Annotated in this window: 19 protein-coding genes; 6 read left to right on the top strand and 13 right to left on the bottom strand. The window is 69.2% G+C overall.

What is annotated here, in order from left to right:
• Nucleotides 1-9: 9 nt before the first annotated feature.
• From argH to DTA15_RS37820, 4 genes are all read right to left on the bottom strand, one after another.
• Nucleotides 10-1,419: an argininosuccinate lyase gene (gene argH / locus DTA15_RS37835; protein WP_006484010.1), complete on the bottom strand. Its 1,410-nt coding sequence runs from the start codon at nucleotides 1,417-1,419 to the stop codon at nucleotides 10-12.
• Nucleotides 1,420-1,508: 89 nt separating this feature from the next.
• Nucleotides 1,509-3,845: a fimbria/pilus outer membrane usher protein gene (locus DTA15_RS37830; protein WP_006484012.1), complete on the bottom strand. Its 2,337-nt coding sequence runs from the start codon at nucleotides 3,843-3,845 to the stop codon at nucleotides 1,509-1,511.
• A gap of 70 nt (nucleotides 3,846-3,915) precedes the next feature.
• The gene (locus DTA15_RS37825) at nucleotides 3,916-4,626 is read right to left on the bottom strand and encodes a fimbrial biogenesis chaperone (RefSeq protein ID WP_006484014.1); all 711 of its coding nucleotides are present in this window, start codon (nucleotides 4,624-4,626) and stop codon (nucleotides 3,916-3,918) included.
• Between the two features lie 6 nt (nucleotides 4,627-4,632).
• Complete coding sequence (locus DTA15_RS37820) at nucleotides 4,633-5,169, bottom strand: Csu type fimbrial protein (protein WP_006484009.1); 537 nt, start codon at nucleotides 5,167-5,169, stop codon at nucleotides 4,633-4,635.
• Nucleotides 5,170-5,465: 296 nt separating this feature from the next.
• Between DTA15_RS37820 and DTA15_RS37815 the strand changes: the two genes are divergently transcribed.
• Nucleotides 5,466-6,461, top strand: coding sequence for a Csu type fimbrial protein (locus DTA15_RS37815; RefSeq protein WP_012492815.1), 996 nt, complete (start codon nucleotides 5,466-5,468; stop codon nucleotides 6,459-6,461).
• Between the two features lie 7 nt (nucleotides 6,462-6,468).
• Here DTA15_RS37815 and DTA15_RS37810 read toward each other — a convergent pair whose 3' ends face one another.
• Nucleotides 6,469-7,278: a helix-turn-helix transcriptional regulator gene (locus DTA15_RS37810; RefSeq protein ID WP_006492931.1), complete on the bottom strand. Its 810-nt coding sequence runs from the start codon at nucleotides 7,276-7,278 to the stop codon at nucleotides 6,469-6,471.
• 218 nt (nucleotides 7,279-7,496) lie between these two features.
• On the opposite strand from DTA15_RS37810, the gene DTA15_RS37805 reads away from it, so the two are divergent.
• The gene (locus DTA15_RS37805) at nucleotides 7,497-8,249 is read left to right on the top strand and encodes a class I SAM-dependent methyltransferase (protein ID WP_006491190.1); all 753 of its coding nucleotides are present in this window, start codon (nucleotides 7,497-7,499) and stop codon (nucleotides 8,247-8,249) included.
• A 123-nt stretch (nucleotides 8,250-8,372) separates the two neighbouring features.
• Here DTA15_RS37805 and ppc read toward each other — a convergent pair whose 3' ends face one another.
• Nucleotides 8,373-11,387: a phosphoenolpyruvate carboxylase gene (ppc, locus tag DTA15_RS37800; protein ID WP_006491191.1), complete on the bottom strand. Its 3,015-nt coding sequence runs from the start codon at nucleotides 11,385-11,387 to the stop codon at nucleotides 8,373-8,375.
• 208 nt (nucleotides 11,388-11,595) lie between these two features.
• On the opposite strand from ppc, the gene hemC reads away from it, so the two are divergent.
• Genes hemC through DTA15_RS37785 form a run of 3 tightly spaced genes read left to right on the top strand, consistent with a single transcriptional unit; the run spans nucleotide 11,596 to nucleotide 15,760 of the window.
• Nucleotides 11,596-12,600, top strand: coding sequence for a hydroxymethylbilane synthase (hemC, locus tag DTA15_RS37795; RefSeq protein WP_012492813.1), 1,005 nt, complete (start codon nucleotides 11,596-11,598; stop codon nucleotides 12,598-12,600).
• Entirely contained in the window at nucleotides 12,600-14,570 is a 1,971-nt protein-coding gene (gene hemDX / locus DTA15_RS37790; protein ID WP_012492812.1) for a fused uroporphyrinogen-III synthase HemD/membrane protein HemX, read from the top strand. Before hemC ends, hemDX begins: the two co-directional genes overlap by 1 nt.
• Before the next feature lie 2 nt (nucleotides 14,571-14,572).
• Nucleotides 14,573-15,760 (top strand): heme biosynthesis protein HemY, encoded by a 1,188-nt coding sequence (locus DTA15_RS37785; RefSeq protein WP_006489644.1) that lies wholly within the window; start codon nucleotides 14,573-14,575, stop codon nucleotides 15,758-15,760.
• Nucleotides 15,761-15,857: 97 nt separating this feature from the next.
• Here the strand turns inward: DTA15_RS37785 and DTA15_RS37780 are convergent, their stop codons facing one another.
• From DTA15_RS37780 to DTA15_RS37760, 5 genes are all read right to left on the bottom strand, one after another.
• A complete protein-coding gene (locus DTA15_RS37780; RefSeq protein ID WP_006489650.1) occupies nucleotides 15,858-17,084 on the bottom strand; it encodes an alpha/beta fold hydrolase in 1,227 nt (408 codons plus the stop codon).
• Complete coding sequence (locus DTA15_RS37775) at nucleotides 17,081-17,494, bottom strand: helix-turn-helix domain-containing protein (protein ID WP_006489657.1); 414 nt, start codon at nucleotides 17,492-17,494, stop codon at nucleotides 17,081-17,083. Before DTA15_RS37775 ends, DTA15_RS37780 begins: the two co-directional genes overlap by 4 nt.
• 255 nt (nucleotides 17,495-17,749) lie before the next feature.
• Nucleotides 17,750-19,054, bottom strand: coding sequence for an MFS transporter (locus tag DTA15_RS37770; protein ID WP_006489648.1), 1,305 nt, complete (start codon nucleotides 19,052-19,054; stop codon nucleotides 17,750-17,752).
• Between the two features lie 145 nt (nucleotides 19,055-19,199).
• Complete coding sequence (locus DTA15_RS37765) at nucleotides 19,200-19,958, bottom strand: SDR family oxidoreductase (protein WP_006489663.1); 759 nt, start codon at nucleotides 19,956-19,958, stop codon at nucleotides 19,200-19,202.
• Between the two features lie 85 nt (nucleotides 19,959-20,043).
• Entirely contained in the window at nucleotides 20,044-21,483 is a 1,440-nt protein-coding gene (locus DTA15_RS37760; RefSeq protein ID WP_006489660.1) for an aldehyde dehydrogenase family protein, read from the bottom strand.
• 237 nt (nucleotides 21,484-21,720) lie between these two features.
• On the opposite strand from DTA15_RS37760, the gene ppa reads away from it, so the two are divergent.
• A complete protein-coding gene (ppa, locus tag DTA15_RS37755) occupies nucleotides 21,721-22,248 on the top strand; it encodes an inorganic diphosphatase (RefSeq protein WP_006489643.1) in 528 nt (175 codons plus the stop codon).
• Between the two features lie 54 nt (nucleotides 22,249-22,302).
• On the opposite strand, the gene DTA15_RS37750 is transcribed toward ppa, so the two are convergent.
• Both DTA15_RS37750 and DTA15_RS37745 read right to left on the bottom strand, forming a co-directional pair.
• Nucleotides 22,303-23,172, bottom strand: a complete 870-nt coding sequence (locus DTA15_RS37750) for a GIY-YIG nuclease family protein (RefSeq protein WP_006489661.1) — start codon at nucleotides 23,170-23,172, stop codon at nucleotides 22,303-22,305.
• Nucleotides 23,173-23,221: 49 nt separating this feature from the next.
• Nucleotides 23,222-24,256 (bottom strand): helix-turn-helix transcriptional regulator, encoded by a 1,035-nt coding sequence (locus DTA15_RS37745; RefSeq protein ID WP_006489652.1) that lies wholly within the window; start codon nucleotides 24,254-24,256, stop codon nucleotides 23,222-23,224.
• Nucleotides 24,257-24,372 lie beyond the last annotated feature (116 nt).

Here is a 24,372-nt window from a genome sequence, read left to right as displayed (position 1 = left end):
CGCAGGCCGTTACTTGCCGAGCGCGGCGCGGGCCGCCTTGACGGCCGCACGCACCTGGTCGGGCGCGGTGCCGCCCGGATGGTTGCGGCTCGCGACCGAACCCTCGAGCGTCAGGTAGCCGAACACGTCGTCGCCGATCAGGTGCGCGACGTTCGGCAGTTCCTGCTTCATTTCGTCGAGCGTCAGGTCGGCGAGGTCGATGCCGCGGTCGTCGCAGATCTTCACCGCGTGCGCGACCGCTTCGTGCGCGTCGCGGAACGGCAGGCCGCGCTTCACGAGGTAGTCGGCGAGGTCGGTGGCGGTCGAGAAGCCCTGCAGCGCGGCCGCGCGCATCGCGTCCGGCTTCACGGTGATGCCGGCGACCATCTCGGCGAAGATCCGCAGCGTGTCGGCGACGGTGTCGACCGTATCGAACAGCGGTTCCTTGTCTTCCTGGTTGTCTTTGTTGTACGCGAGCGGCTGGCCCTTCATCAGCGTGAGGAGCGCCATCAGGTGGCCGTTCACGCGGCCGGTCTTGCCGCGCGCGAGCTCGGGCACGTCCGGGTTCTTCTTCTGCGGCATGATCGAGCTGCCGGTGCAGAAGCGGTCGGCGATGTCGATGAAGCCGACGCGCGGGCTCATCCACAGCACGAGTTCCTCGGAGAAGCGCGACACGTGCGTCATCACGAGCGCGGACGCGGCCGTGAATTCGATCGCGAAGTCGCGATCGGACACCGCGTCGAGCGAGTTCGCGCAGATGCCGTCGAAGCCGAGCGTTTTCGCGACCGCGTGACGGTCGATCGGGTAGCTCGTGCCCGCGAGCGCGGCCGCGCCGAGCGGCAGGCGGTTCACGCGGGTGCGGCAGTCGCGCATGCGTTCCGCGTCGCGCGTGAACATCTCGACGTACGCGAGCAGGTGGTGGCCGAACGTGACGGGCTGCGCGACCTGCAGGTGCGTGAAGCCCGGCATGATCGTGTCGGCGTTCTGTTCCGCGAGATCGATCAGCGCGCCGCGCAGGTCGTTCAGCAGGCCGCCGATGCGGTCGATTTCGCCGCGCAGCCACAGGCGGATGTCGGTCGCGACCTGGTCGTTGCGCGAGCGGCCCGTGTGCAGGCGCTTGCCGGCATCGCCGATCAGCGCGGTCAGGCGCGCCTCGATGTTCAGGTGGACGTCTTCCAGGTCGAGCTGCCATTCGAATTCGCCACGCTCGATCTCGCCCTTGATCTGCGCCATCCCGCGTTCGATCGCGGCCAGGTCGTCGGCGCTGATGATCTTCTGCGCGGCGAGCATGTTCGCGTGCGCGAGCGAGCCGGCGATGTCGACGAGCGCGAGGCGCTTGTCGAAAAACACCGACGACGTGTAGCGCTTGACCAGCTCCGACATCGGTTCCGAGAAGCGGGCCGACCAGGCCTCGCCCTTTTTGTGCAGTTGGGACGTCATGGCGATTCTTCGAAGGGGAGTTGGGCGGCTGGGCGCCGCCGAGGGAATCTTGCGATTCTAACATTCGCGACGCGGGCGGCCGGCGCGCGCTACCGCGGGCCGCAGGTCAGCGGGCCGATGCGCGGCAGCGTGCCGTCGTCCGGCCGCCGGTACGCGAATTCGACGGTGCAGTCGCGGCCGCCGCCGGAGATCTGCAGGTGGTTGTTCGCGACGAGGCCGTCGACGAAGGTCAGGCCGTCGTAGCCGACGATCGTGCGCTGGCCGCTTTCGACGTGGCGGACCTCGAGCCCCGGCGGAAGCGGCGTGCCGTCCGGCGCGCGCAGTGCGATCGACGCGGCGCTGTAGCGTGTGATGGCGAAGTGCGCGAGCACGCCGGAGCGGGCCTGCGGCACGACGTCGAGCGTCGTGTCGGCGATCCGCGCGTCGGCCGGCAGCGCGCTGCCGTCGATCGCGACGCGATTGTTCTGGTACGCATTCAGGTCGGGCACCAGCAGGTAGCCGGCCCGGTCCGTCGCGCCGATCAGCCGGTTCTGGTGCAGCACGGGCACGCGCCCCGTGTCGGTCGAGACGAGCGCGAAGCCGTCGTCGACGCGGCGCGCCGTCATCACCCGGCCGTCCATCAGCACGAACGCGCCCGTGACGTCGACCGCCGCGTTGCTGCGCCCGTCGAACGATTGCGCGAGCAGCGTGACCTGGCCGGCGCGGCCGAGATACTGCAACTGGCCCTGCCCGTAGCGCGTGCCCGCGTTGGTGCCGGCCTGCACGTTCCAGCCGAAGCCGCCGCCGTAGTCGGGCGGCCGCGATGCATTGAGCGTGTAGGTCGATTCGCCGTTCTGCCGCCCGGCGTTCGCGGAGACGGACGTGTTGCCGCCGAGCCCGATGCTCAGGCTCGCGAAGAAGCCGCGCGCGTCGCGTTGCCGGAAGTCCTGGAAGCCGCTGAACGCGATCGAGGTCAGCCCGCCGAGATTGACGAGATAAGCGATCGAGCCGATCCGCGACGCGGCGATGCCCGGATACTTGAGGGCCAGATAGCTGAACGACAGCGTTTGCGCGCGCAGGAACGGGAACGATACCGTCACGCGATCGGTGGCGCGCGAGACGGGCACGCCTTCGCGGCTGCCCAGGTCGACGTAGTCGCCGAATGCGCGCAGCGTCTGTGCGTCGATCGAGAAGCGCGACGTCACGTACTGGTATCCGACGCCCGCCTGCACGCCGGTCCTGCCCGGCGCGCTGAGCGCCAGCGACGCGTTCGCCACGCCGCGTTCGCCGAGGCGCGCGAGCACGCCGGCGCCGGCGTTGTAGACGCCGGCCGTTGCTTCCCCGTGCGCTTCGACGGTCAGCCGCTCGCTGATCCCGTAGCGCAGCGAGCCGCTCGCCGCCGGTGTGCGCGCGTAGTCGAACGAATCGGTGCCGTACGCGCGGCGCAGGAAACCGGCTTCGAGCGAATGGCTGACGAGGCCGGGGGCCAGCAGGCGCGTATCGACGTACAGCGGAATCGACGTCGCGATCGAGCGGCCGAGCGCGTCGCGCGTGACGACCGTCGCGTTGCCCGCGCCGGTGATGCCCGGCACGCTGTTGATCACGAACGGCCCGCTCGGCACGTCGCCGCTGAACTGGCGCACGTTGTTCACGTACAGGTCGACCGACGTCGGCACGACCGCGCTGCCGGACAGCGCGGGCACCGGAAACGTGACGAGGTCGGGGCGCAGGCCGAAATTGCTGCGCCACTGCACGCCGCCCAGGCGCAGCGAGCGCGTCCAGGACAGCGACGACGAAATCGTGTCGCCGATCTGGGTCGTCGTGAGCGTGCGGGGATTCGAACGGGTCCATGACGTGTCGTAGCGCACGTAGCGCCGACGGTCGTCGTACAGGTACGCGATGCCGGTGCTGCTGAGTACGCCGGCCGGATCGAAATAGCGCGCCTCGCTCCAGACCGCGAGCGGTGCGCGCGCGATGGTTTGCGCGTAGGCATCGTAATTCAGCACGAAGCCGCGGCCGGACGTGGCCGGCGGCGCGGCGGCGAGCGCGCGCGTATCGAACGTGTGCGGAATGCGCAGTGCGTCGGGCACGCGCAGGTCGAGCGTTTGCCGGCCGGCGTCGTAAGCGTAGTGCAGCCCCGCGAGCGTATCGAGTGCGACGAGCGTGTTCGACGGTGCGTTCGCGGGGCCGCCGGTCGCGATGCCCAGATCGTTCAGGTCGGCGGAGGCCGCGTACAGCCGCCCGTCGATCTGCCGGAACCGGGCGATCCGGTGCGTCGGTTCGCCATTGAGCGACACGTCGAGATACAACCCGTCGGCTTGCGCCGCGGCGTCGGACACGGCGGTGGGCGGTACCGGCTGCGCGCATGCGGCGAGTGCGCGCAGCGCCAGTATCAACGCCAGCGCGAGCGGCGCGGCGGTGGGCCGGGCCGGCCCGGCGTGTCGCACGGGGCAGTCGGTCCGGAGGGTCTTGCTCGGCGGCGGCACGGGCAACGTCGTGCGATCCTGCTCGGGGGGCTCAGGGCGGCGTCAACCGGGCTTCGACCGGCTGCGCGTTGACGGTCGCCTGGATCTTGACGAAGCGCGTGCCGGCGTCGAGCTTGAGCGGCCAGCGTCGCGTACTGCTCGCGAGCGCATAGCCGAGCAGCCCGCGCGTGATCTCGTGGACGCCGCCTCGCGCATCGACCAACCGGACCGCGGAAATCTGCGCCCGCCGTCCGCCGCGATTGTCGACCGTGAGCTGCATGCCGGTCCCGTCGGGTTCGACGCGCCAGTCGAGGCGCGGGGACGCTTGCGCGGCATCGGGCTCGATGAATACGGGCACGGAATAGCGCAGCCGGATCGTCACGCCGTTGTCGACCGGCGTGCCCGGCGCGGGCAGTTCGTCGATCAGCACGCGATAGCTCTCCTCGGCGGCCGGCGAGCCGCGGCTCGTGCGCACGAGCCGGATCAACTGCTCGGCGTTCGCGTCGATCTGCAGCAGCGGCGGCGACGCGGCGAGCGCGTCGGTCGGCGTCATCACGTCGGTACCGTTTTCCTGCGTCCAGCGATAGGTGCGGACCTGGCCGTAGATCGGCCGGCCGCCCGGGTTGCTGAGCGTCATGCTCGCGGCGGCCGCCGATGGCGGCAGTTCGATCGTCACGGGCGTGATCTGCAGCGTGGCGGCATGCGAGACGGCCGCCGCCCACCCGACGCACAGCGCGGCAAAGGCGCGCGGGAACAATCGCACGGCCCGTCAGAAATAGACGGTGGCGGTGACCGAGGCCTCGTAGGTGTCGGGCTTCGGCGTCGCCTGCGCGGGCACCTGGCCGTACACGTTCAGCACCTGCGCGGAACCGGTGCCGGTGCCGCCGACCGTGTCGGTGCCTTGCGTGTTGCCCCAGATCGTCGAGTGGCCCGAGTCCTGGTAGAGCTGGTAGCCGACCGTCGTGCCGGTATTGCCGGCCGTGGTACCGCCCATCAGCCGGCTGGCGACGGTCGAGCCGGTTACCGCTCCGGCGTCGAGCCCGACGTTGTAGGGTGTCGAGTTCGTGCAGGTGACGGAGACCGTCGTCTGCCGGTTGACCGTCGATGCGAGTACGCCGGTCGTGCCGAATGCAAGCGGGTTCGCGGCGATCGTGCAGTTCGCCTGGATCGTGAGCGTGACGTTGAATTGCGCGGTGGCCGTGCCGTTCGAATAGACTGCGGCAACGGTGACGGGCTGCAGCACCGGCGCGAATGCGAACGTGGCTGCGAGCATGGCTGAAAAAACACGACGTCGGGAATCTGTCATTATGATTGTCTCCTGCCGTTCAAGGGGTCGCCCGGCCGCGGAGTGCCTGCCGCGTGGTCTGTCGCCGGTCGCCGTTACCGCTCTGTCGTTGGTGGAAGACTACTCCACGGGTTCGGTCGCGCGCAATGGAGAAAACGCCGACCTGGCGTGCATTGTCAGGGGAGCGGACGGATTCCATCGGCCTATTTGACATGGATCAAGTAACAGTGCGAACGATCGATGCGCAGACCGATACGATGATGGCGCGGCCCGATCCGCGAACCCGATCGGGCGGACGGTTTTTTTCGGGGAGGCGCATGGCGGATGACCGCTTCGACCTGGCGCGCCGCTGGATGCGCGCGCTCGCGTACCTGCTGCTGGCAGCGGTACTCGGCATGCCGTGGATGTCGGCGCGTGCGGATACGTGCACGGTGACGCCGCCGGTGCCGAGCTTCGGCTCGGTCAGTCCGATCACGCAACAGGCCTATACGACGACCGCGACGATGACCGTGAACTGCACGTGGGACACGCTGAGCCTGAACACCGGCGTGCTCGTGTGCGTGAACCTCGGCGGCACCAGTCCGCGCTACCTGAGCAACGGGACGAACCAGATGCAGTACGACCTGTATCAGGACGCGGGCTACTCGCAAGCCTGGGGCGCCGTGAGCAGCGGCACGACGCCGATATCGGTGACGTTGACGAAACCGGTGCTCGGCACGTCCGCGAGTGCGAACGTGACCATCTATGGTCGCATCGCGCCGAACCAGCCGACCGTGCCGACCGTGAACAACGGCAGCACCGTCTACACGCAGAGTTTCAGCGGCAACCAGGCCGCGTACAGCTACAGTTTTTCGCTGCTCGGCGTGCTGCCGACGCCGTGTGCGTCGCAGTCGACGGCTGGCACGATGACGGTTACCACGACCGCCACCGTCATCAACAACTGCATCATCAGCGCGACCGGCGTGGCGTTTCCGGCGGCAGGCGTGCTGGCGTCGGCGCTGACCGCGAGCGGCTCGATCAGCGCGCGCTGCACGAACGGCGACGCATTCCGGATCGCGTTGAACGGCGGCGGCAGCGGCAACGTCGCCGCTCGCACGATGCAGCGCGCGGGCGGCGGGTCGGTCAGCTATCAGCTCTATCAGGACAGCGGCTTCACGCAGCCATGGGGCGACGGCACCGCCGGCACGTCGATGGCGACCGGCACCGGCAGCGGGTTCGCGCAGGCAATCACCGTGTACGGCCGCGTGCCCGCGCAAGCGACGCCGGCGCCCGGCAACTACAGCGACACGATTACCGCGACGATCAGCTTCTGAGCCGCGCTCAGTCGCGCACCAGCACGACCAGCTTCAGGTCCTCGCGGTGCGCGGGCTTCAGCGTGATCTGCTGGTACACGAGACGGCCGTCGGCCGGATGGTCGAATTCACGCAGCCCGCCTTCGCGCTCGAACACGTCCTGCGACGCCCAGTACTGCGCGAACGCGTCGCTGCCGGCCGTCAGCGCGTCGATCAGCGCGCGCGTCGGCGCGTCGGTCAGGTGGCGGATCGCATCGGCGCGGAATTCGGCCGCGAGCCGCCGCGCGCGGGTTTCCCAGTCGACGATCAGCGTGCGGGCGGCCGGCGCCATGAACGTGAAGCGCAGCAGGTTGCGGTCGTGCTCGCCATCGAGCCAGCCGGAAAAGAGCGCGGCGGCCGGCGCATTCCATGCGAGCGCGTTCCATTGGCGGTCGAGCACGTAGGCGGGCGTCGCGATCGCCGCGACGGTCGCGGCGAGCGTCGGCGGCAGGTCGCCGCCCGCGACGTCGGGCTCGGCCGGGTCGCGCTGCGCGGCCAGCTCGAACAGGTATGCGCGCTCGGCCTTCGACAGTTGCAGCGCGACGGCGATCCGCGCGAGCGCGTCGGCCGACGCCGACACGGGTCGGCCCTGTTCGATCCACGTGTACCAGGTCGGGCTGACGCCGCACAGTTGCGCGACTTCCTCGCGCCGCAGCCCCGGCGTGCGGCGGCGCGGGCCGGGAGGCAGGCCGACGGCCTGCGGCGACAGCCGCTCGCGGTGGGCGCGGATGAATTCGCCGAGCGCGCGGGCGGGCGTGGCGTCGAGTGGCGGGACGGAGGCGGAGGACGGCTGGTTCATGCGGAAACGGCGAAGTGAAGGCGAAAACGCGGCAACGATCAGACAGGTGGATCAAATACCAGAATAACTGCTTAACTTGTACTGGTACACACGCAGGCCTATTGTAGCGGCTCGCGCGCTGGCAGGGCAGCGGGCGTCCCCCACAATGCGATGCACGGGGCCGGATCGGGCGTTGAAGCGCCGGGGCCGGCCGACTGCATCAAGGAAAGGAGCGAACGATGAAACACCACGACCAGGTCGCCGACGCCTTCGGCACGACGGCCGCCGCCTATCTGACGAGCACGGTTCATGCGACGGGCGCCGACCTGCAGACGCTCGCCGACGCGGTGAGCGCGACGCCCGACGCCGCGGTGCTCGATCTGGGCTGCGGCGCCGGTCACGCGAGCTTCGCGGTCGCGCCGCACGTGCGCGACGTGGTCGCGTACGATCTCGCCGCGCCGATGCTCGCGACCGTCGACGCGGCCGCGCGCGAGCGCGGGCTCGCGAACGTACGCACGCAGCAGGGGCCGGCCGAGCGGCTGCCGTTCGACACCGCGACGTTCGACTGGGTCGTGAGCCGGATGAGCGCGCACCACTGGCACGACATGCATGCGACGCTGGCCGAGGTGCGTCGCGTGCTGAAGCCGGGCGGCCGCGTGTTGATGATCGACATCGCGGGCAACGATCATCCGCTCCTCGATACGTACCTGCAGGCCGCGGAAGTGCTGCGCGACGCGTCGCACGTGCGCGACTACCGTGCGGACGAATGGCTCGCGATGTTCCGCGCAGCCGGTTTCGACGCGCAGGTGCACAGCCGCTGGCGGCTGCCGATCGATTTCGACACGTGGGTCGCGCGCATTCGCACGCCGGCCGACAGCGTCGCCGGCATTCGCGCGTTGTGGGCGCATGCACCGGACGAGGTGCGCGGCTACTACGCGGTGCAGGCCGACGGCTCGTTCGAGCACGACGCATTGCTGATCGACGCGCACTGAGCGTGCGGCGCGGCGCACGCTGCGCCGTTTGTCGTCGCATGAAAAAAGCCGCGATACGCATCGACGCGTATCGCGGCTTTCGTTATCCCGGCCGGCGCGGAGCGTGCCCGCGCCGCCCGCGGATCAGCCGGTGTTGCGCAGGCCGGCCGCGATCCCGTTGATCGTCAGGTGAATCCCGCGGCGCAGCCGCGCGTTCGTGTCGCCCGCGCGGTGACGCTTGATCAGCTCGACCTGCAGGTGATTCAGCGGATCGAGATACGGGAAGCGGTTCTTGATCGAGCGCGCGAGCAGCGGGTTGGTCGCGAGGCGGCCTTCGTGCCCGGTGATTTCCGCGAGCGCCTGCGACGTGCGTTCCCATTCCGCGACGATCCGCTCGAACACGTGCTTGCGCAGCTTGCGATCGGACACGAGTTGCGCATAACGCGACGCGACCGCGAGATCGGTCTTCGCGAGCACCATGTCCATGTTCGACAGCAGGTTCGAGAAGAACGGCCAGGTCTTGTTCATCTTCTTCAGCAGCGTGACGCGCTTCGTGCGTTCGGCGGCGTCCGGCGCGCCGTCGAGATACGCGCTCACCGCGCTGCCGAAGCCGTACCAGCCGGTCAGCAGCAGCCGGCACTGGCCCCACGAGAAGCCCCACGGAATCGCGCGCAGATCCTCGATCTTGCGCTGCTTCGGGTCCTGCAGCTTGCGCGACGCCGGCCGGCTGCCGATGTTCAGCTCGGCGATCTCGGTGATCGGCGTCGACGAGAAGAAGTAGTCGGTGAAGCCCGGGGTTTCATAGACGAGCGCGCGGTACGCGGCCATCGCCGAGTCGGACAGCGTCTGCATCGCGGCCTCGAACGCGGGCAACTGCGCCGGTGCGTTCGACTGCGGCAGCAGCGACGCCTCGAGCGTCGCGGCGACGACCGTCTCGAGGTTGCGCCGGCCGATCGACGGGTTCGAGAACTTGCTCGCGATCACCTCGCCCTGTTCGGTCAGGCGGATCTGGCCGTTCACGGTGCCCGGCGGCTGCGACAGGATCGCCTGGTAGGTCGGGCCGCCCCCGCGGCCGACCGTGCCGCCGCGGCCATGGAACAGCCGCAGCGTGATCTTGCGCTCGCGGAACAGGTCGACGAGCGCGAGTTCCGCGCGATACAGCTCCCAGTTCGACGTGAGGAATCCGCCGTCCTTGTTGCTGTCCGAGTAGCCGAGCATCACTTCCTGTTCGGCGCCCTGATGCGCGATCAACGCGTCGATGCCCGGCAGCGCGAAGTAGTCGCGCATGATGCGCGACGCGTCGCGCAGGTCGGGGATCGTCTCGAACAGCGGGATCACCATCAGGCTGTTCTTCGCGTCGCGGCCCGGCACGCCGAGCGTGCCTTCGAGCAGGCCCGTCTCCTTCTGCAGCAGCAGCACCTCGACGAGGTCGCTGACGGTTTCCGTATGCGAAATGATGTAGTTGCGCACCGCGCGCGCACCGAACTGCGTGCGGACCTCGCGCGCCTTCTCGAACACGCCCAGCTCGCTCTGCGCGAGTGCCGAGTATTCGAGGTACGGCGAGCGCAGCGGGCGCGGATCGGCGAGCGCGGCGAGCAGCACGCGCAGCTTGTCTTCCTCGGCGAGCGCCGCATAGTCGGCCTCGACGCCGGCGCGCGCGAACAGTTCGGCGACCACCGCCTCGTGGATGTCGGAACTCTGGCGCAGGTCGATGCTCGCGAGATGGAAGCCGAACACTTCGGCCGCGCGCACGAGCGGCGCGAGGCGCGGCGCGGCGAGCGACGCGCCGTGGTGCTCGTCGAGCGACGCGGTCAGCACCTTGAGATCGGCGACGAACGCTTCGGAGTCCTCGTATGGAATCGCACGCACGGGCGGCGCGCCGCGGCCCGCGCTGCGCACCGGCACCGTGCCTTCGCCGAGACGTACGCGCGCGCTCGCGGCGAGCCGCGTGTAGATGCCGATCAGCGCGCGGCGATACGGTTCGTCGACGCGGTGCGGCGACTGGTCGGGCGATGCGGCCGCGAGCGCCTTCACCGCGTCGTTCGCGCCGACCAGCAGGTTCGACACCGACAGCTCGGCGCCCAGCTTGTGCACCTGTTCCAGATAATGTTCGAGGATCACCGCGGCCTGGCGGTTGATCGCCTCGTCGAGCGTCGCCGCGGTCACGTTCGGGTTGCCGTCGCGATCGCCGCCGATCCAGCTGCCCATCTGGAAGAACGCGGGCACGCGGGCCGACAGGCCATGCTCGGCGAGCGCGGCCTCGATGTCGCCGTACAGCGCGGGCAGTTCGTCGAGGAACGTCGCGCGGTAGTACGACAGCGCGTTCTCGATCTCGTCGCCGACCGTCAGGCGCGAGTCGCGCAGCATCCGCGTCTGCCACAGCGCGGTCACGCGCGCGCGCAGCATCGCTTCGTTGTACTGGCGTTCGCGCGCGGTCAGCTCCTGGTCGCGCTCCGCGAGCAGACGCGCGATGTCGTGCTGCGCATCGAGGATGCTCTTGCGCTGCACTTCGGTCGGGTGCGCGGTCAGCACCGGCACGATTAGCGCATCGTCGAAGAAGCGCTGCAGCAGGCGCTTCGACGCGTTGCCGGTGGTTTTCAGCTGGTCGAGCGCGTACGCGACCGTGCCGGGCTGCGGCGCGGACCCGGCCAGCGCGTGGATGCGGCGGCGGCGGTTGTGGTGGCGGTCTTCCGCGATGTTCGCGAGATGCGAGAAATAGCTGAACGCGCGCACGACGCTCACCGTCTGCTCCGGCGTCAGCTTGCGCAGCTTCTTCTCGAGCGTCTGCGCGGCTTCGCTGTCGTCCTCGCGGCGGAACTTGACCGCGGTCTGGCGGATCGTCTCGACCACGTCGAACACCGTATCGCCTTCCTGTTCGCGCACGACGTCGCCGAGCAGGCGGCCGAGGAAGCGGATGTCCTCGAACAGCGGGCCGTCCTTGTCGTCGCGCGTGCGGGTGCCGGCCTTCGGTGCGACGGCCTTGCGGGCGGGGGCGCCGGCGGCTTTCGTCGCGGGTTTTGTCTGATGTATCGGGTCTTTCGGTTTCGTTGCCGTTTTCGCACGGCCGTTCGCGGCGGTGGCGAGGGTGCCCGTCGGGGCGTCGGGGGAGGGCAAGGCAGCATTGCGGCGCGCCGTACGCGCCGATCCGGAAGACTTCACGATGGGTTTCCTTGGGAAAGCTCGAGTCAAAAGGAACTGCGGAAACTGCGGGAACTGCGGTCAAGCAACCAGCTACGTGCGGCACATCCGCACAACGGCGCCGCGACCCGCACGGAGGCAGGCCGGGCGCAGGCTCCGGGCCCGGGCGGGCTGGGGCGTGCGTGCTACCATTGTTCGATCTTCAATCCCGTCCTTCGATGTTCCAGCAATGAATTCCGAGACCCCCGCGGCCGGGCCGCAACAGGCACAGCCGCCCGCGACGTTGACGATTGCTTCGCGCGAGAGCCGCCTGGCGATGTGGCAAGCCGAACATGTGCGTGATGCGCTGCGCAAATTATATCCAGCTTGTGACGTGAAAATCCTCGGGATGACGACGCGCGGCGATCAGATTCTCGATCGCACGCTGTCGAAGGTCGGCGGCAAGGGCCTGTTCGTGAAGGAACTCGAGGCCGCGCTGGCCGACGGTCGGGCCGATCTCGCCGTGCATTCGCTGAAGGACGTGCCGATGGCGCTGCCCGACGGCTTCGCGCTCGCCGCGATCATGGAGCGCGAAGACCCGCGCGATGCGTTCGTGTCGAACGACTACGCGTCGCTCGACGCGCTGCCGGCCGGCGCGGTCGTCGGCACGTCGAGCCTGCGCCGCGAAGCGATGCTGCGTTCGCGTTACCCGCATCTCGAGGTGCTGCCGCTGCGCGGCAACCTCGATACGCGGCTCGCCAAGCTCGACCGCGGCGACTACGCGGCGATCATCCTCGCGGCCGCTGGCCTGAAACGCCTCGGCCTCGAAGCGCGGATCCGCGCGCTGCTCGACGTCGAAGCCAGTCCGCCGGCAGCGGGCCAGGGCGCGCTCGGCATCGAGATCGCCGCGCACCGTGACGACGTCGCCGCGTGGCTCGCGCCGCTGCACGACCCGCGGACCGCGCTCGCGGTCGAAGCCGAGCGGATGGTGTCGCGCGCGCTCGGCGGCAGCTGCGAGGTGCCGCTTGCCGCGCATGCGGTGTGGCGCGCGGGCGAGCTGTACCTGACGGGCCGTGTGTCGACCACCGACGGCAAGCGCGTGCTGACGGCCGAGGAATGCGGGGCGGTCATGACCGTCGCCGACGCGCTCGCGCTCGGCCGCGCGGTGTCCGACGAGCTCGAGGCGCAAGGCGCGCTCGACATCGTCCAGGCGCTGCTCGCGGGCTCGCAGGCCGCCGGCAAGGGCGACGCCTGATGGCGGGCGGCGCGCGCGCGTTCACCGCTGTCCTGACGCGTCCGGACGGCCAGTCCGACGCGCTTGCGGCGCAACTGGCCGATGCCGGTTGCGACGTGCTCGAATTCCCGCTGATCGACATCGCGCCGGTCGACGATCCGGCGCCGCTCGACGCCGCGTTCGCGGCGCTGGCCGACTACGCGCTGGTGATCTTCGTGTCGCCGAACGCGATCGACCGCGCGCTCGCGCGGTACGGCGCGATCTGGCCGAATGCGCTGCCGGTCGGCGTGGTCGGGCCCGGCAGCGTCGCGGCGCTCGAGCGTCACGGCATCGCGGCGCCCGCGCATCGCGTGATCGCGCCGCAGGCGCCGGCCGACGGCGGCGTGCCTCATTACGATTCGGAAAGCCTGTTCGCGAGCATCGAGGCCGCGTTCGGCGGCGCGCCGGCGCTGGCGGGCAAGCGCGTGCTGATCGTGCGCGGCGACGGCGGGCGCGAATGGCTCGCCGAGCGGCTGCGCGAGGCCGGGGCCGACGTCACGCTCGTCGCCGCGTACCGGCGCGTCGTGCCGGAGCCGCGTGTCGGCGCGTGGGAGCGCGTGCACGCGCTGCTCGACGGCCAGCCGCACGCGTGGCTCGTCACGAGCTCGGAAGGCGTGCGCAACCTGCACGAGCTCGCGCGGGCCCACCTGAACGATGCCGAGATCGACGCATTGAAGCATGCGCCGCTCGTGACGCCGCACCCGCGGATCGAGCAGTCCGCGCGCGCATTGGGTTTTGATAGGATTACGCTGACCGGCGCGGGCGATGAGCGCATCGTCCGCGCGTTTCGAACGATGGCCGACGAGGCCGTCCAACCGGCGACAGCCGCACCGGTGACTAAACGCATGACAGATACCAACGATTCCAAAAGCGTCGCTTCCCAGCCGGCCGCTGCATCCGCACCGCCGACCAGCCCCCCTTATCTCGCGCCCGAGCCGCCCGCACGCCGCGGCGGCAGCGCGGTGCTGTGGTTCGTCGTCGTCGTGCTCGGCTGCGCGGCAGGGGTCGGCGGCTACGCGCTGAACCGCAAGATCGACCGGCTCGACGGTACGTTCGTCGCGCGCCAGAAGGCGCTCGACGCGCAGACGGCCGAAACGCGGATGAAGACCGAGCAGGCGCTCGCCAGCACGCACCAGGTCGACACGCAGCTCGCGCAGCTCGACGGCAAGCTGGCCGATGCGCAGAGCGCGCAGCAGGCGCTGCAGCAGCAATACCAGGACCTGTCGCGCAACCGCGATGCGTGGATGCTCGAGGAAGTCGACCAGATGCTGTCGAGCGCGAGCCAGCAGCTTCAGCTGACCGGCAACACGCAGCTCGCGCTGATCGCGCTGCAGAACGCTGACGCGCGTCTCGCGACGTCGCAGAGCGCGCAGGCCGTCACGGTGCGCAAGGCGCTCGCGCAGGACATCGAGAAGCTGAAGGCCGCGCCGGCAGCCGATCTCACGGGCCTCGCGATCAAGCTCGACGACGCGATCGCGAAGATCGACGCGCTGCCGCTGTCGGGCGAGGCGATCGTGCCGCACGCGGCGCCGAAGGCCGCGCCGGCCGACGCCGCGTCGTCGGTCGCCGCCGGCGAGCCGCGCTGGAAGGTGTGGTGGCACGACTTCTCGGCCGGCCTCGGCCAGCAACTGAAGGGGCTCGTGCAGGTACGCCGGATCGACAACGCGGACGCGATGCTCGCGTCGCCCGACCAGGGCTACTTCGTGCGCGAGAACGTGAAGCTGCGCCTGCTCACCGCACGGCTGTCGCTGCTGGCGCGCAACGACAGCGCGATGAAGGCCGACCTGCACGCCGCACAGGCATCGCTCGGCAAGTATTTCGATCAGGCATCGAAGGACACGCAGACCGTCGAGGATCTGCTCAAGCAGGTTGACGGCGCGTCGCTGACGGTCGCGGTGCCGAACCTGAACACGAGCCTGAACGCCGTTCAGCAGTTCAAGAGCCGGGGGTAACGATGACGCTTCGAGGAATCGTCTGGCTCGCGGTCCTGTTCGCGATCGCCGCGGCGCTCGCCACCGTCGGCCGTTTCGACGCGGGGCAGGTGCTGCTCGTCTATCCGCCGTACCGGATCGACGTGTCGCTGAACCTGTTCGTGATCGCCATCGTCGTGCTGTTCATCGTCGTGTACGCACTGCTGCGCATCGTGCGCAATATCTGGCGCATGCCGCAGCGGGTCGCCGCGTATCGGGCGCGTGCGCGCAACGAGAAGGCGCAGGCATCGCTGCGCGATGCGATCGCGAACCTGTACGCGGGCCGCTTCTCGCGTGCGGAGAAGGCCGCGCGTGAAGCGCTGACCGTCGACGCGAACCTGGGCGCCGCGAGTCTCGTCGCGGCCACCGCCGCGCACCGGATGCACGAGTACACGCGCCGCGACGACTGGCTGTCGAAGGTCGACGCGCCCGAATGGCAGGATGCGCGGCTGCTCGCCGCCGCCGACATGCGCGCGGACGCCCGCGACGCCGACGGTGCGCTCGCCGCGCTGGCCGACATGCAGGCCGGCGGCAAGCGCATTCATGCGCAGCAGGTCGCGCTGCGGGCGCAGCAGCAACTGAAGAACTGGGCCGAGGTGCTGAAGCTCGCGAAGGCGCTCGAAAAGCGCGAGGCGCTGCATCCGGCCGCGGCCGTGCGGCTGCGCCAGCAGGCGGCGGAAAACCTGCTGCGCGAACGCCGGCACGATCCGGACGCGCTGCTCGAAGTGTGGCAGTCGCTGTCGCCGGTCGAGCGCCAGTCGCCGCGTCTCGCCGATCTCGCGGCCGAACTGCTCGTGCCGCTCGAGCGCCGCAACGAAGCGCGCCGCATCGTCGAGGACGCGCTCGCGCACAACTGGGATGCACGCCTGCTGCGCCGTTACCCGGACACGGCCGGCGCCGATGCGCTGCCGCTGATCCAGAAGGCCGAAGGCTGGAAGAAGGATCATCCGGAAGATGCCGACCTGCTGTTCGCGCTCGGCCGCCTCTGCCAGCAGCAGCAGCTGTGGGGCAAGGCGCAGTCGTTCCTCGAATCGGCGCTGAAGCTGGCCGACAACGAGGCGCTGAAGGTGCGGGCGCATCGTGCGCTCGCCCGTCTGTTCGAGCATCTCGGCGAAACTGACAAGGCCGCGAAGCACTACCGCGAAAGCGCGCTCGCGATCACCGTGGTGTGACGCGGCGCTGCGCCGCGCAGCGTAAAAAGCCCCGAACGCCGATCGGCCTTCGGGGCTTTTTTTTGCCCGTAGCGAGGCGCGGGCGGCCCGCGGCGCGTTACGCGTCGAGCCTGCGCAGCAGGTCGTCCTCGCTCGGGACGAACCAGACCGATTTTCCGCGATTGCACTCGCGAACGAGCGCGCGCAGCGCTTCGCTGCGCGCGAGCCGGCGGTCGATGTCGCCGACCACGCCGAGCCGGACGCCGTAGTTGGTCAGCTTTTGCAGCACGGCGCCGGCCAGCCCGCTGTCGAGCCGGTAGAAGTCGTCGTGCAGCATGTCCGCGGCGACCGCGATCCAGTCGGCTTCATGCTCGTGCGCGAGCGCGACGAGATCGAGCGCGTCGCTTTCCCGTTGCACGAGGCCGGCGGAAGGATCGCGGACCAGCACGCGGCTGCCGGCGGCCTGAACGATTCGATGGGGCATGTCGAGCGTGTCCGTCGATGAGAGAAAAGTGCGCAGGGTGTCGCGTTGCCCGCGGATGAAGTGAGGCTGCTCGGGAAGAAACCGCACCTGCGCGTGCGGCACGAGGCGCGTCAGGCGATCCCGCGTGTCGCGGGAATCGAGCATCACGTCGCGGCCTCCGACGATCGCCAGCACGGGCATCGACAACGTGCGGAGCATGGTGTCGTCGAATACCGGAACCGGCTCGATGCGCGGCCGAAAGCCGCGATCGATGGCGCGAATCAGGGCGAGCGCGTCCCGTTCGGCCGGCGTCGATGCGGGTGGCAGGCGACCCAGCACGCACCGCCGCACGCATGCACGCCCGGCATCGCCGAGCAGCAACAGCGGCAGCGCCCACCACAGAAACGGCTTCTGCCTGCCGATGCCGGACGGGCAGAGCAGCGCGAGCCGGGTGACGCGCGGCGGCCGCCGCAACGCGAAGTCGAGCGCCGTTCGCGCACCGAGCGAGATGCCGACGAACGCGGCGCGCGACACCTGCAGGCCGTCGAGCACGTCGTCGAGCCACTGCGCATAGGCGTCGCCTGCGAGCGGCGGCCGCGCCGGCGCGCTCGGTCCCGCTTCGCCGATCACGTCGATCGCGTAGAGCCGGAAGTGCGTCGACCAGTCGGCCGCGTGATGCTGCCAGCTTGCCGCCGTCGTCTGTGCGCCGTGGATCAGCACGACCGGCGGCGCGTGTTCGGGGCCGCAGACGATGACGTGCGTCGCGCCATGACGCGTTTGCACGGTGACGCGCCGATGCCCGGCCGGCCAGTGCGACAGCGCGGCCGCGTACGCGGCGCGAATCGCACGGGCATGGCGGGGCGACTTGAAGATTGCGCTCATGTCCCGCTTTGCTGGAGCAGCATGTCGAGCGACGACATCAGCGCGGCCGTGTCCGCCGGTGTCGCGGTCACGATGATCTTGACCACGCTCGAGGCGGGATCGAACGTGACGTCGATTCGCACGGGGTCGACGTACGATGCGCGGCCTGACGCCATTGCGTGCAGCGACCGCGACAGGTACTGGTGCAGCGACTGCGACGCATCGGGAATGTCGACGATGCTGGTGACACGCACCGCACGCGGCGCGGGCGAGGCCGGCTCCGTCCGGGCGAACGCGGCGAGGTCCGCGTCGAGGATGCGGTATGCACGGCCGACCCGCGTCGCGCGCAGCTTGCCGTCGCGAATGAACCGCAGGACGGTCTTCGGATGGACGCGCAGGCGGGCGGCGGTGTCTTCGACGGTGTGGAACATGAATTGTAGGGTAGGAGATTCCTTTGGCTGTCTTTATTGTTCCATATAAAAAGGACTATAAGGGAACAATTTTGTCATTAATGGGATGTCGCCGGATGGGCGAGACGTTCAGCCGATCCGGGGTGTGCCTGTCCGGCATCGAAAACGCCCCGGCGACCGGCAATGCCGGACGGCGGGGCGTATCGGGGAAAAACGGGCCGGAAATCGGCCGGCATGTTCGATCGATCCGGGCGCGCGTTTACGCGCCGCGCGTCGTCACTTGTCGACGAGCCGTTTCGGCACCGACAGCGCTAGCAGCCCGCCGAGCACGAGGAACCCGGCCAGCATGTACATGCCCGCATCGTTGGCGCCCGTCACCTGCTTGAGCCAGCCCATCAGGTACGGACTCAGGAAGCCGGCGAGGTTGCCGATCGAGTTGATCATCGCGATGCCGGCGGCGGCCGCCGCGCCGCCGAGGAACGCGGTCGGCAGGCTCCAGAACAGCGGTAGCGTCGTCAGGATGCCGATCGTCGCGAGCGTGAGGCCGAGCATCGCGAGCGCCGTCTGGTGCGCCCAGATCACCGACAGCACGAGGCCGATCGCGCCGATCGCGGCCGGAATCGCGAGGTGCCAGCGGCGTTCGCGGTGCTTGTCCGCGCTGCGCGCGATCAGGATCATCGCGACCACCGCGGCCGCATACGGAATCGCGGACAGCAGGCCGATCATGAACGTGTCGGTCACGCCCGTCGCCTTGATGATCGTCGGCAACCAGAAGCCGACGCCGTACAGCCCCATCACGAACGAGAAATAGATCAACGCCATCAGCCACACGCGCGGGCTCGACATCACGGCGCCGAGCGGCAGGTCCTCCTTGGTGGCTTCCTCCGCGTCGACGTTGCGGGCGAGCAGCGCCTTTTCTTCGTCGGTCAGCCACGTCGCCTTCGCGATCCGCTCGTCGAGCGTGAAGAACACGAGCACGCCGGCGAGCACCGACGGGATGCCTTCGAGCAGGAACAGCCATTGCCAGCCGTGCCAGCCGCTGACGCCGTCGAACGCCTTCAGGATGAAGCCCGAGATCGGCCCGCCGATCACGCCGGACAGCGCGACGGCCGTCATGAAGAACGTCGTCATCCGGCCGCGCCGGTGCGCGGGATACCAGTAGGTGAGATAGAGGATCACGCCGGGGAAGAAGCCTGCTTCGGCGACGCCGAGCAGGAAGCGCATCACGTAGAACATCGCGGGCGTCGTGACGAACATCGTCAGGATCGAGATCACGCCCCACGTCGCCATGATGCGGGCGATCCACACGCGGGCGCCTACCCGGTGCAGGATGATGTTGCTCGGCACCTCGAACAGGAAATAGCCGAAGAAGAAGATCCCGGCGCCGAGCCCGTACACGGTATCGCTCAGGTGCAGGTCGCTCGCCATCTGCAGCTTCGCGAACCCGACGTTCACGCGATCGAGATACGCGACCACGTAGCACAGCAGCAGGAGCGGCACGAGCCGCCACGACACCTTGCGGTAGGTTGCTTCCTCGAATGCGCCGGACGAGCCCGGCAGCGACTGCGTCGATGTTGCCATGTTGTCTCCTGTCGATCCGGATGAGCGCTTGCGCGATTGCCTGGATCGGATGCACCGCTGTCCTTGTAGTGGCCGGATCGGGCGCGGTGATGCCCGATCCGGTTCCGTGCGAAGCAATACGGGGCGATCGTGCGGCCGGGTACGACTAGATGCAGCGTCCGCCGTCGACTTCGAGGCAGACGCCGGTGATGAATTCCGCTTCGTCGGATGCCAGGTAAAGCGCGGCGTTCGCGATGTCCTGCGGCGTCGAGAAGCGGCCGAGCGGGATCGTCGCGAGGAAGCGGCGGCGATTGTCCGGGGTGTCCTCGCAGCCCATGAACTCGGTCATCAGCGCGGTTTCGCCGAGCACCGGATTGATGCAGTTCACGCGGATGCGGTCGGCGCCGAGCTCGGCCGCGAGCGATTTGCTCGCGATGATCATCGCACCCTTCGTGCTGTTGTACCAGACGAGGCCCGGGCGCGGCCGCACGCCGGCCGTCGACGCGACGTTCACGAACACGCCGCCGCCCTGGGCGCGGAAATACGGGACGAAGGTCTGCACACACCAGAACAGGCTTTTCATGTTGACCGCGTACACGCGGTCGAATTCGGCCTCCGTCACGTCGAGCACGGGCTTGTTGCGGTGCGTGGTACCGGCGTTGTTCACGACGATCTGCACCGCGTGGAAATCGTCGAGCGCGGCCTGCAGCAGCGTGCGCCAGTCGTCCTCTTTCGACACGTCGCCGGCCACCGCGATCGCCTTGCCGCCCGCGAGCGCGATCTCGCTCGCGACGCGCTCGGCCGCCGCGCCGTTCAGGTCGTTGACGACGACGTTCGCGCCTTCGCGCGCGTATGTCTTCGCGATGCCTTCGCCGAACCCCGAGCCGCCGCCCGTGACGATGGCCGTCTTGCCGGTCAACCGCATGGTGTGTCTCCTGTGCAGGTAGTGCGAGTCGTCGTGTGTCGGCGGGCGGCCGGGTGCTAGCGGCCGCCCGTCGCGTGCCGTGCGTTCAGCCGTGCCGGATCGCGATCGTCTTCAGCGCGGTGAAGCCGTACAGCGCCTCGAAGCCCTTCTCGCGGCCATGGCCCGAATGGCCGACGCCGCCGAACGGCAGCTCGACGCCGCCGCCCGCGCCATAGTTGTTGATGAACACCTGACCCGCGCGCAGGCGCCGCGCAAGACGCATCTGGCGCGCGCCGTCGCGCGTCCAGATGCCCGCGACGAGGCCGTACGGCGTGCCGTTCGCGAGCGCGACGGCTTCGTCCTCGTCGACGAAACGCATCGCCGCGAGCACCGGGCCGAACACTTCCTCCTGCGCGAGCCGGTGCGACGGCGGCACGTCGCGCAACAGCGCGGGCGCCTGATAGAAGCCGCTTTCGGGCGCATCGGCGACGACCTGCCCGTGCGCGGCCATCGGAATGCCGTCGTGCTGCGCGTCGGACAGGAAATCCCACACGCGTTGCTGCTGCTTCGCGTTGATCAGCGGGCCGCAATCGAGATCGGCGCGGCTCGGGCCGACGCGCAGCCCGTTGAACGCGGTGGCGAGACGCTCGACGAGCGGCTCGTACACCGCGCGCTCGATCAGCACGCGGCTGCCGGCCGAGCAGGTCTGCCCGCCGTTCTGCACGATCGCGGACACGAGCACGGGCAGCGCGGCGTCGAGGTCGGCATCGGCGAACACGATTTGCGGCGACTTGCCACCGAGTTCGAGCGTGACCGGCACGTGGTTCTCGGCGGCCATCTGCGTGACCAGCTTGCCGGTGGCCGGCGAACCCGTAAACGAGATGTGGTCGATGCCCGGATGGCGGGCGAGCGCGGCGCCCGCTTCATGGCCGTAGCCGGTGACGATGTTGAGCGCGCCGGCCGGCAGCCCGGCCTCGGCGGCCAGTTCGGCGACGCGCAGCACGGACAGGCACGCGTCCTCGGCCGGCTTGACCACGCACGCGTTGCCGGCCGCGAGCGCCGCGCCGACGCTGCGCCCGAAGATCTGCATCGGGTAGTTCCACGGCACGATGTGGCCCGTGACGCCGTGCGGTTCGCGCACCGTCAGCACCGTGTAGCCGGCCTGGTAGGGGAGGGTTTCGCCGTGCAGCTTGTCGGCCGCGCCCGCGTAGAACTCGAAGTAGCGTGCGAGCGCGGCTGCATCGGCGCGCGCCTGCTTCAGCGGCTTGCCGGTATCGCGCGCCTCGATCGCGGCGAGTTCCTCGATCGAATCGGTCACGCGCGCCGACAGCCGCATCAGCACGCGGCCGCGCTCGGCGGCGCTCGCGGCGCCCCATGGGCCTGCGAATGCGTCGCGGGCCGCGGCGACCGCGCGCTCGATGTCGGGCGCGGTGCCGCGCGCGATCGTCGCGAACGGCTGGCCGTCGGACGGATCGACGACCGGGATGGTTTCCAGTTGCGCGGGCAACGTCCATTCGCCCGCGATGAAGTGCTTCGCTTCTTCCATGTCTCCTCCTGTCGACCCGAGTTAGCGCTTCAGCGCTTGCTCGGGTTCCATACCTTGTGATTGACGTGCAACGCAGCCGGCCCGACGCCCGGACATCCGGAACGATTATCGCGCCGATCGTCATCCGGACGCCACCGGTCGATTGGCTATAATGGCGCATTCCTTTTGGGGGACGCCCGCGGCGGCATCGGCCGCGGCGCCCTGTCCCGAATTCCCATCGACCTACAGAGAGTGCTCATGAGCTTCAATCATGTTCCGGCCGGCAAGGACCTGCCGCAAGATTTCAACGTGATCATCGAGATTCCCGCGCAAAGCGATCCGGTGAAGTACGAGGCGGACAAGGAACTGGGCCTCCTCGTCGTCGACCGCTTCATCGGCACGGGCATGCGCTACCCGGTGAACTACGGCTACATCCCGCAGACGCTGTCGGGCGACGGCGATCCGGTCGACGTGCTGGTGATCACGCCGTTCCCGCTGCTGGCCGGCTCGATCGTGCGTTCGCGCGTGCTCGGCATGCTGCAGATGACCGACGAGTCGGGCGTCGACGCGAAGCTGGTCGCGGTGCCGCACGACAAGATCTGCCCGATGACGGCGAACCTGAAGACGATCGACGACGTGCCCGAGTACCTGAAGGACCAGATCAAGCACTTCTTCGAGCAATACAAGGCGCTCGAGAAGGGCAAGTGGGTGAAGGTCGAAGGTTGGGCCGGCATCGAAGCCGCGCACAAGGAAATCACCGACGGCGCCGCGAACTACAAGAAGTAAGCGGCGTGCCGGCCGACGGCCGGTTCGTACGGAACGCAAACCGCGCGTGTCTCCTCAGGAGGCCGCGCGGTTTTGTTTTGCGCGTGCGGTTTTCCGGCGGGCCGGCGGGGACGCAGGCAGGGGCGGGGTGGCCGGTGCATTCTTCGCGCGTTTCGCGCGCGGCGGGACAACGGACGGAGCGGTCGCAGCGGCGGCTTTCCTGGCCGCTGGACGGCGCCGGGCCGGTGCGGAAGCGGCCTCGTCGCGTACGCTCGCGGCCGGCTTGCCGGCAGTGGCCGGTACCTTCCTTTTCGACGACGCGGAAGAGGGCGAGCCGGTTTTCTTTACCGGTGCGCCACGCGACGAGGTCTTTTTTGCAGCAGCGTTGCCGTCGGCTTTTGCACGTTTCGCGTCCGGTGCGGCTTGATTTGATTGCGTCGACTTCGACTTCGACTTCGACTTCGACTTCGACGCTGGTGTGCCCTTTGCGGGCTTCGCCGTCTTCGCGGCCGTTGCCGACCCGGCAACTTTTCCGGCCTTCGGCTTTTTCCCGGCGACCTGTTCCGTTGCCGCAGCCTTCGCCGCATCGTCGGTGTTTTCCGTCGGCTCTTTCTTCCGCCCGCGCGCCGTGGCCTTCGTCCCGGCCGTATCTCCGCGCTCGTCGAGCGCGACCGCCGCCGGCAACACCGATTCCAGCGTACGCAAACCCGCCGCCAGCTCGCGCTTTTTCGCGGGCGTGAGCCGCTTCACCCAGTACTCGGCGCGCGACGCGCTCGACCGGTCGGGCAGTGGAAACGACGCGAGCACCGCGCGCGGCTTGCGCGAGCGCGTGTAGCGCGCGCCCTTGCCGGACGCGTGTTCGTCGAAGCGCGCGGCGACATCGGTCGTGATGCCCGTGTAGACGCTGTCGTCGGCGCATTCGATCAGATACAGAAACCAGGACATGGCGGAGCGGCGGGATGCGAAGCCGCCAGTGTCTCAGAAAAAAACGGCATCAACGCCACCGGTCGCCGTGCCCGTCGCGAAAGCGGCTCGGCGCCGCGCCGAGTTCGCGCGTGAAGAAGCGCGTGAACGCGCTCGTCGAACGGAAGCCGACGCGCACGCCGATCTCGCCGATCGGCAACCGCGTATTGAGCAGCAGGTCGCGCGCCTCGCCGAGCCGCGCCTGCGCGACGAGCGCATGGAACCCGACGGCTTCGCGATGCAGCCGCCGGCGCAGCGTCCAGCGCGACATCGCGAAGCGCGTGCACACGTGCTGCATCAGCGTATCGGTCGGCACGTCGGCGTCGTCGGCGGTGCGCAGCCAGTCGCGCACGCATTGCTCGACCGACGAGCCGAACGTCGAGCGGGCGCGCACGCGCTCGCGCGCGGCGTCGGCGGCATGGCGCTGGATGCCGGCCAGCGGTGCGTTGTAGCGCTCGAACGGCGTGTCGATGTGCGCAGAGCGCAGCACGATGCGGTTGTGCGCGGCATCGAACGAGACCGGCGCACCGAGCATGTCGCGCAGCGCGGCAACGGGCGCGAACGCGCGGCCGGCGAATTCGGCGTCGTCGATGCGCACCTGCGGGTCGTACAGGCGCGCGAGCGCCGCGAGGATCGCGAGGTTCGCGAACGCGCTGCCCGCGTGCCGGCCGTCTCCTTCGTTCACGTACTCGATCGCGATCGCGTCGCCGTTCTCGTGCGCGAACACCCAGTCCACGTTGCCGATCAGCTCGCGATAGCGCAGGTAGCCGTGCAACGCGTCGCGCAGCGTCGCCGCGTTGCAGGTGATGCCGGCGAGCTCGGGAAACGGCACGAGCCACGGCACGACCTCCGGCGGCGGGCGATGCCACGACAGCGGCCAGCCGCTCGTCAACTGCATCGCGGCCACGTGCCGGTCGCCCGCGATGCGGCGCGTGTCGTCGGCGAGTTCGGCCGGCCCGATGCCGAGCGTCTCGTAAAGCGGTGCGGGATCGATGCCGTTCGCACGCGCGTCTTCGCACAGCCAGCGGTAGATCCGGACCGATACCGATTTCTGTTGCAACTCCATGTCTGTCTCCCTGTCGTCATGCCGTTCGGGTTTGTCCCCGCTGCGAGAGGTCAACGCATGCTCCTGCCGGTCAAGCGTGGTGACCGGTTGATTTTTAGACTCGGACGCTGGAGTGA

Source organism: Burkholderia cenocepacia (genome assembly GCF_900446215.1).
GTDB lineage: Bacteria > Pseudomonadota > Gammaproteobacteria > Burkholderiales > Burkholderiaceae > Burkholderia > Burkholderia cenocepacia.
Note: the sequence above shows the minus strand (reverse complement) of the source record. Positions and strands in the feature narration are given on the sequence as shown.

Excerpts from the sequence above, each read along its gene's own strand:
- argH (WP_006484010.1), bottom strand. The coding sequence starts at position 1,419 with ATGACGTCCCAACTGCACAAAAAGGGCGAGGCCTGGTCGGCCCGCTTC.
- DTA15_RS37820 (WP_006484009.1), bottom strand. The coding sequence starts at position 5,169 with ATGACAGATTCCCGACGTCGTGTTTTTTCAGCCATGCTCGCAGCCACG.
- DTA15_RS37815 (WP_012492815.1), top strand. The coding sequence starts at position 5,466 with ATGGCGGATGACCGCTTCGACCTGGCGCGCCGCTGGATGCGCGCGCTC.
- DTA15_RS37810 (WP_006492931.1), bottom strand. The coding sequence starts at position 7,278 with ATGAACCAGCCGTCCTCCGCCTCCGTCCCGCCACTCGACGCCACGCCC.
- DTA15_RS37805 (WP_006491190.1), top strand. The coding sequence starts at position 7,497 with ATGAAACACCACGACCAGGTCGCCGACGCCTTCGGCACGACGGCCGCC.
- hemC (WP_012492813.1), top strand. The coding sequence starts at position 11,596 with ATGAATTCCGAGACCCCCGCGGCCGGGCCGCAACAGGCACAGCCGCCC.
- hemDX (WP_012492812.1), top strand. The coding sequence starts at position 12,600 with ATGGCGGGCGGCGCGCGCGCGTTCACCGCTGTCCTGACGCGTCCGGAC.
- DTA15_RS37785 (WP_006489644.1), top strand. The coding sequence starts at position 14,573 with ATGACGCTTCGAGGAATCGTCTGGCTCGCGGTCCTGTTCGCGATCGCC.
- DTA15_RS37780 (WP_006489650.1), bottom strand. The coding sequence starts at position 17,084 with ATGAGCGCAATCTTCAAGTCGCCCCGCCATGCCCGTGCGATTCGCGCC.
- DTA15_RS37775 (WP_006489657.1), bottom strand. The coding sequence starts at position 17,494 with ATGTTCCACACCGTCGAAGACACCGCCGCCCGCCTGCGCGTCCATCCG.
- DTA15_RS37770 (WP_006489648.1), bottom strand. The coding sequence starts at position 19,054 with ATGGCAACATCGACGCAGTCGCTGCCGGGCTCGTCCGGCGCATTCGAG.
- DTA15_RS37765 (WP_006489663.1), bottom strand. The coding sequence starts at position 19,958 with ATGCGGTTGACCGGCAAGACGGCCATCGTCACGGGCGGCGGCTCGGGG.
- DTA15_RS37760 (WP_006489660.1), bottom strand. The coding sequence starts at position 21,483 with ATGGAAGAAGCGAAGCACTTCATCGCGGGCGAATGGACGTTGCCCGCG.
- ppa (WP_006489643.1), top strand. The coding sequence starts at position 21,721 with ATGAGCTTCAATCATGTTCCGGCCGGCAAGGACCTGCCGCAAGATTTC.
- DTA15_RS37750 (WP_006489661.1), bottom strand. The coding sequence starts at position 23,172 with ATGTCCTGGTTTCTGTATCTGATCGAATGCGCCGACGACAGCGTCTAC.
- DTA15_RS37745 (WP_006489652.1), bottom strand. The coding sequence starts at position 24,256 with ATGGAGTTGCAACAGAAATCGGTATCGGTCCGGATCTACCGCTGGCTG.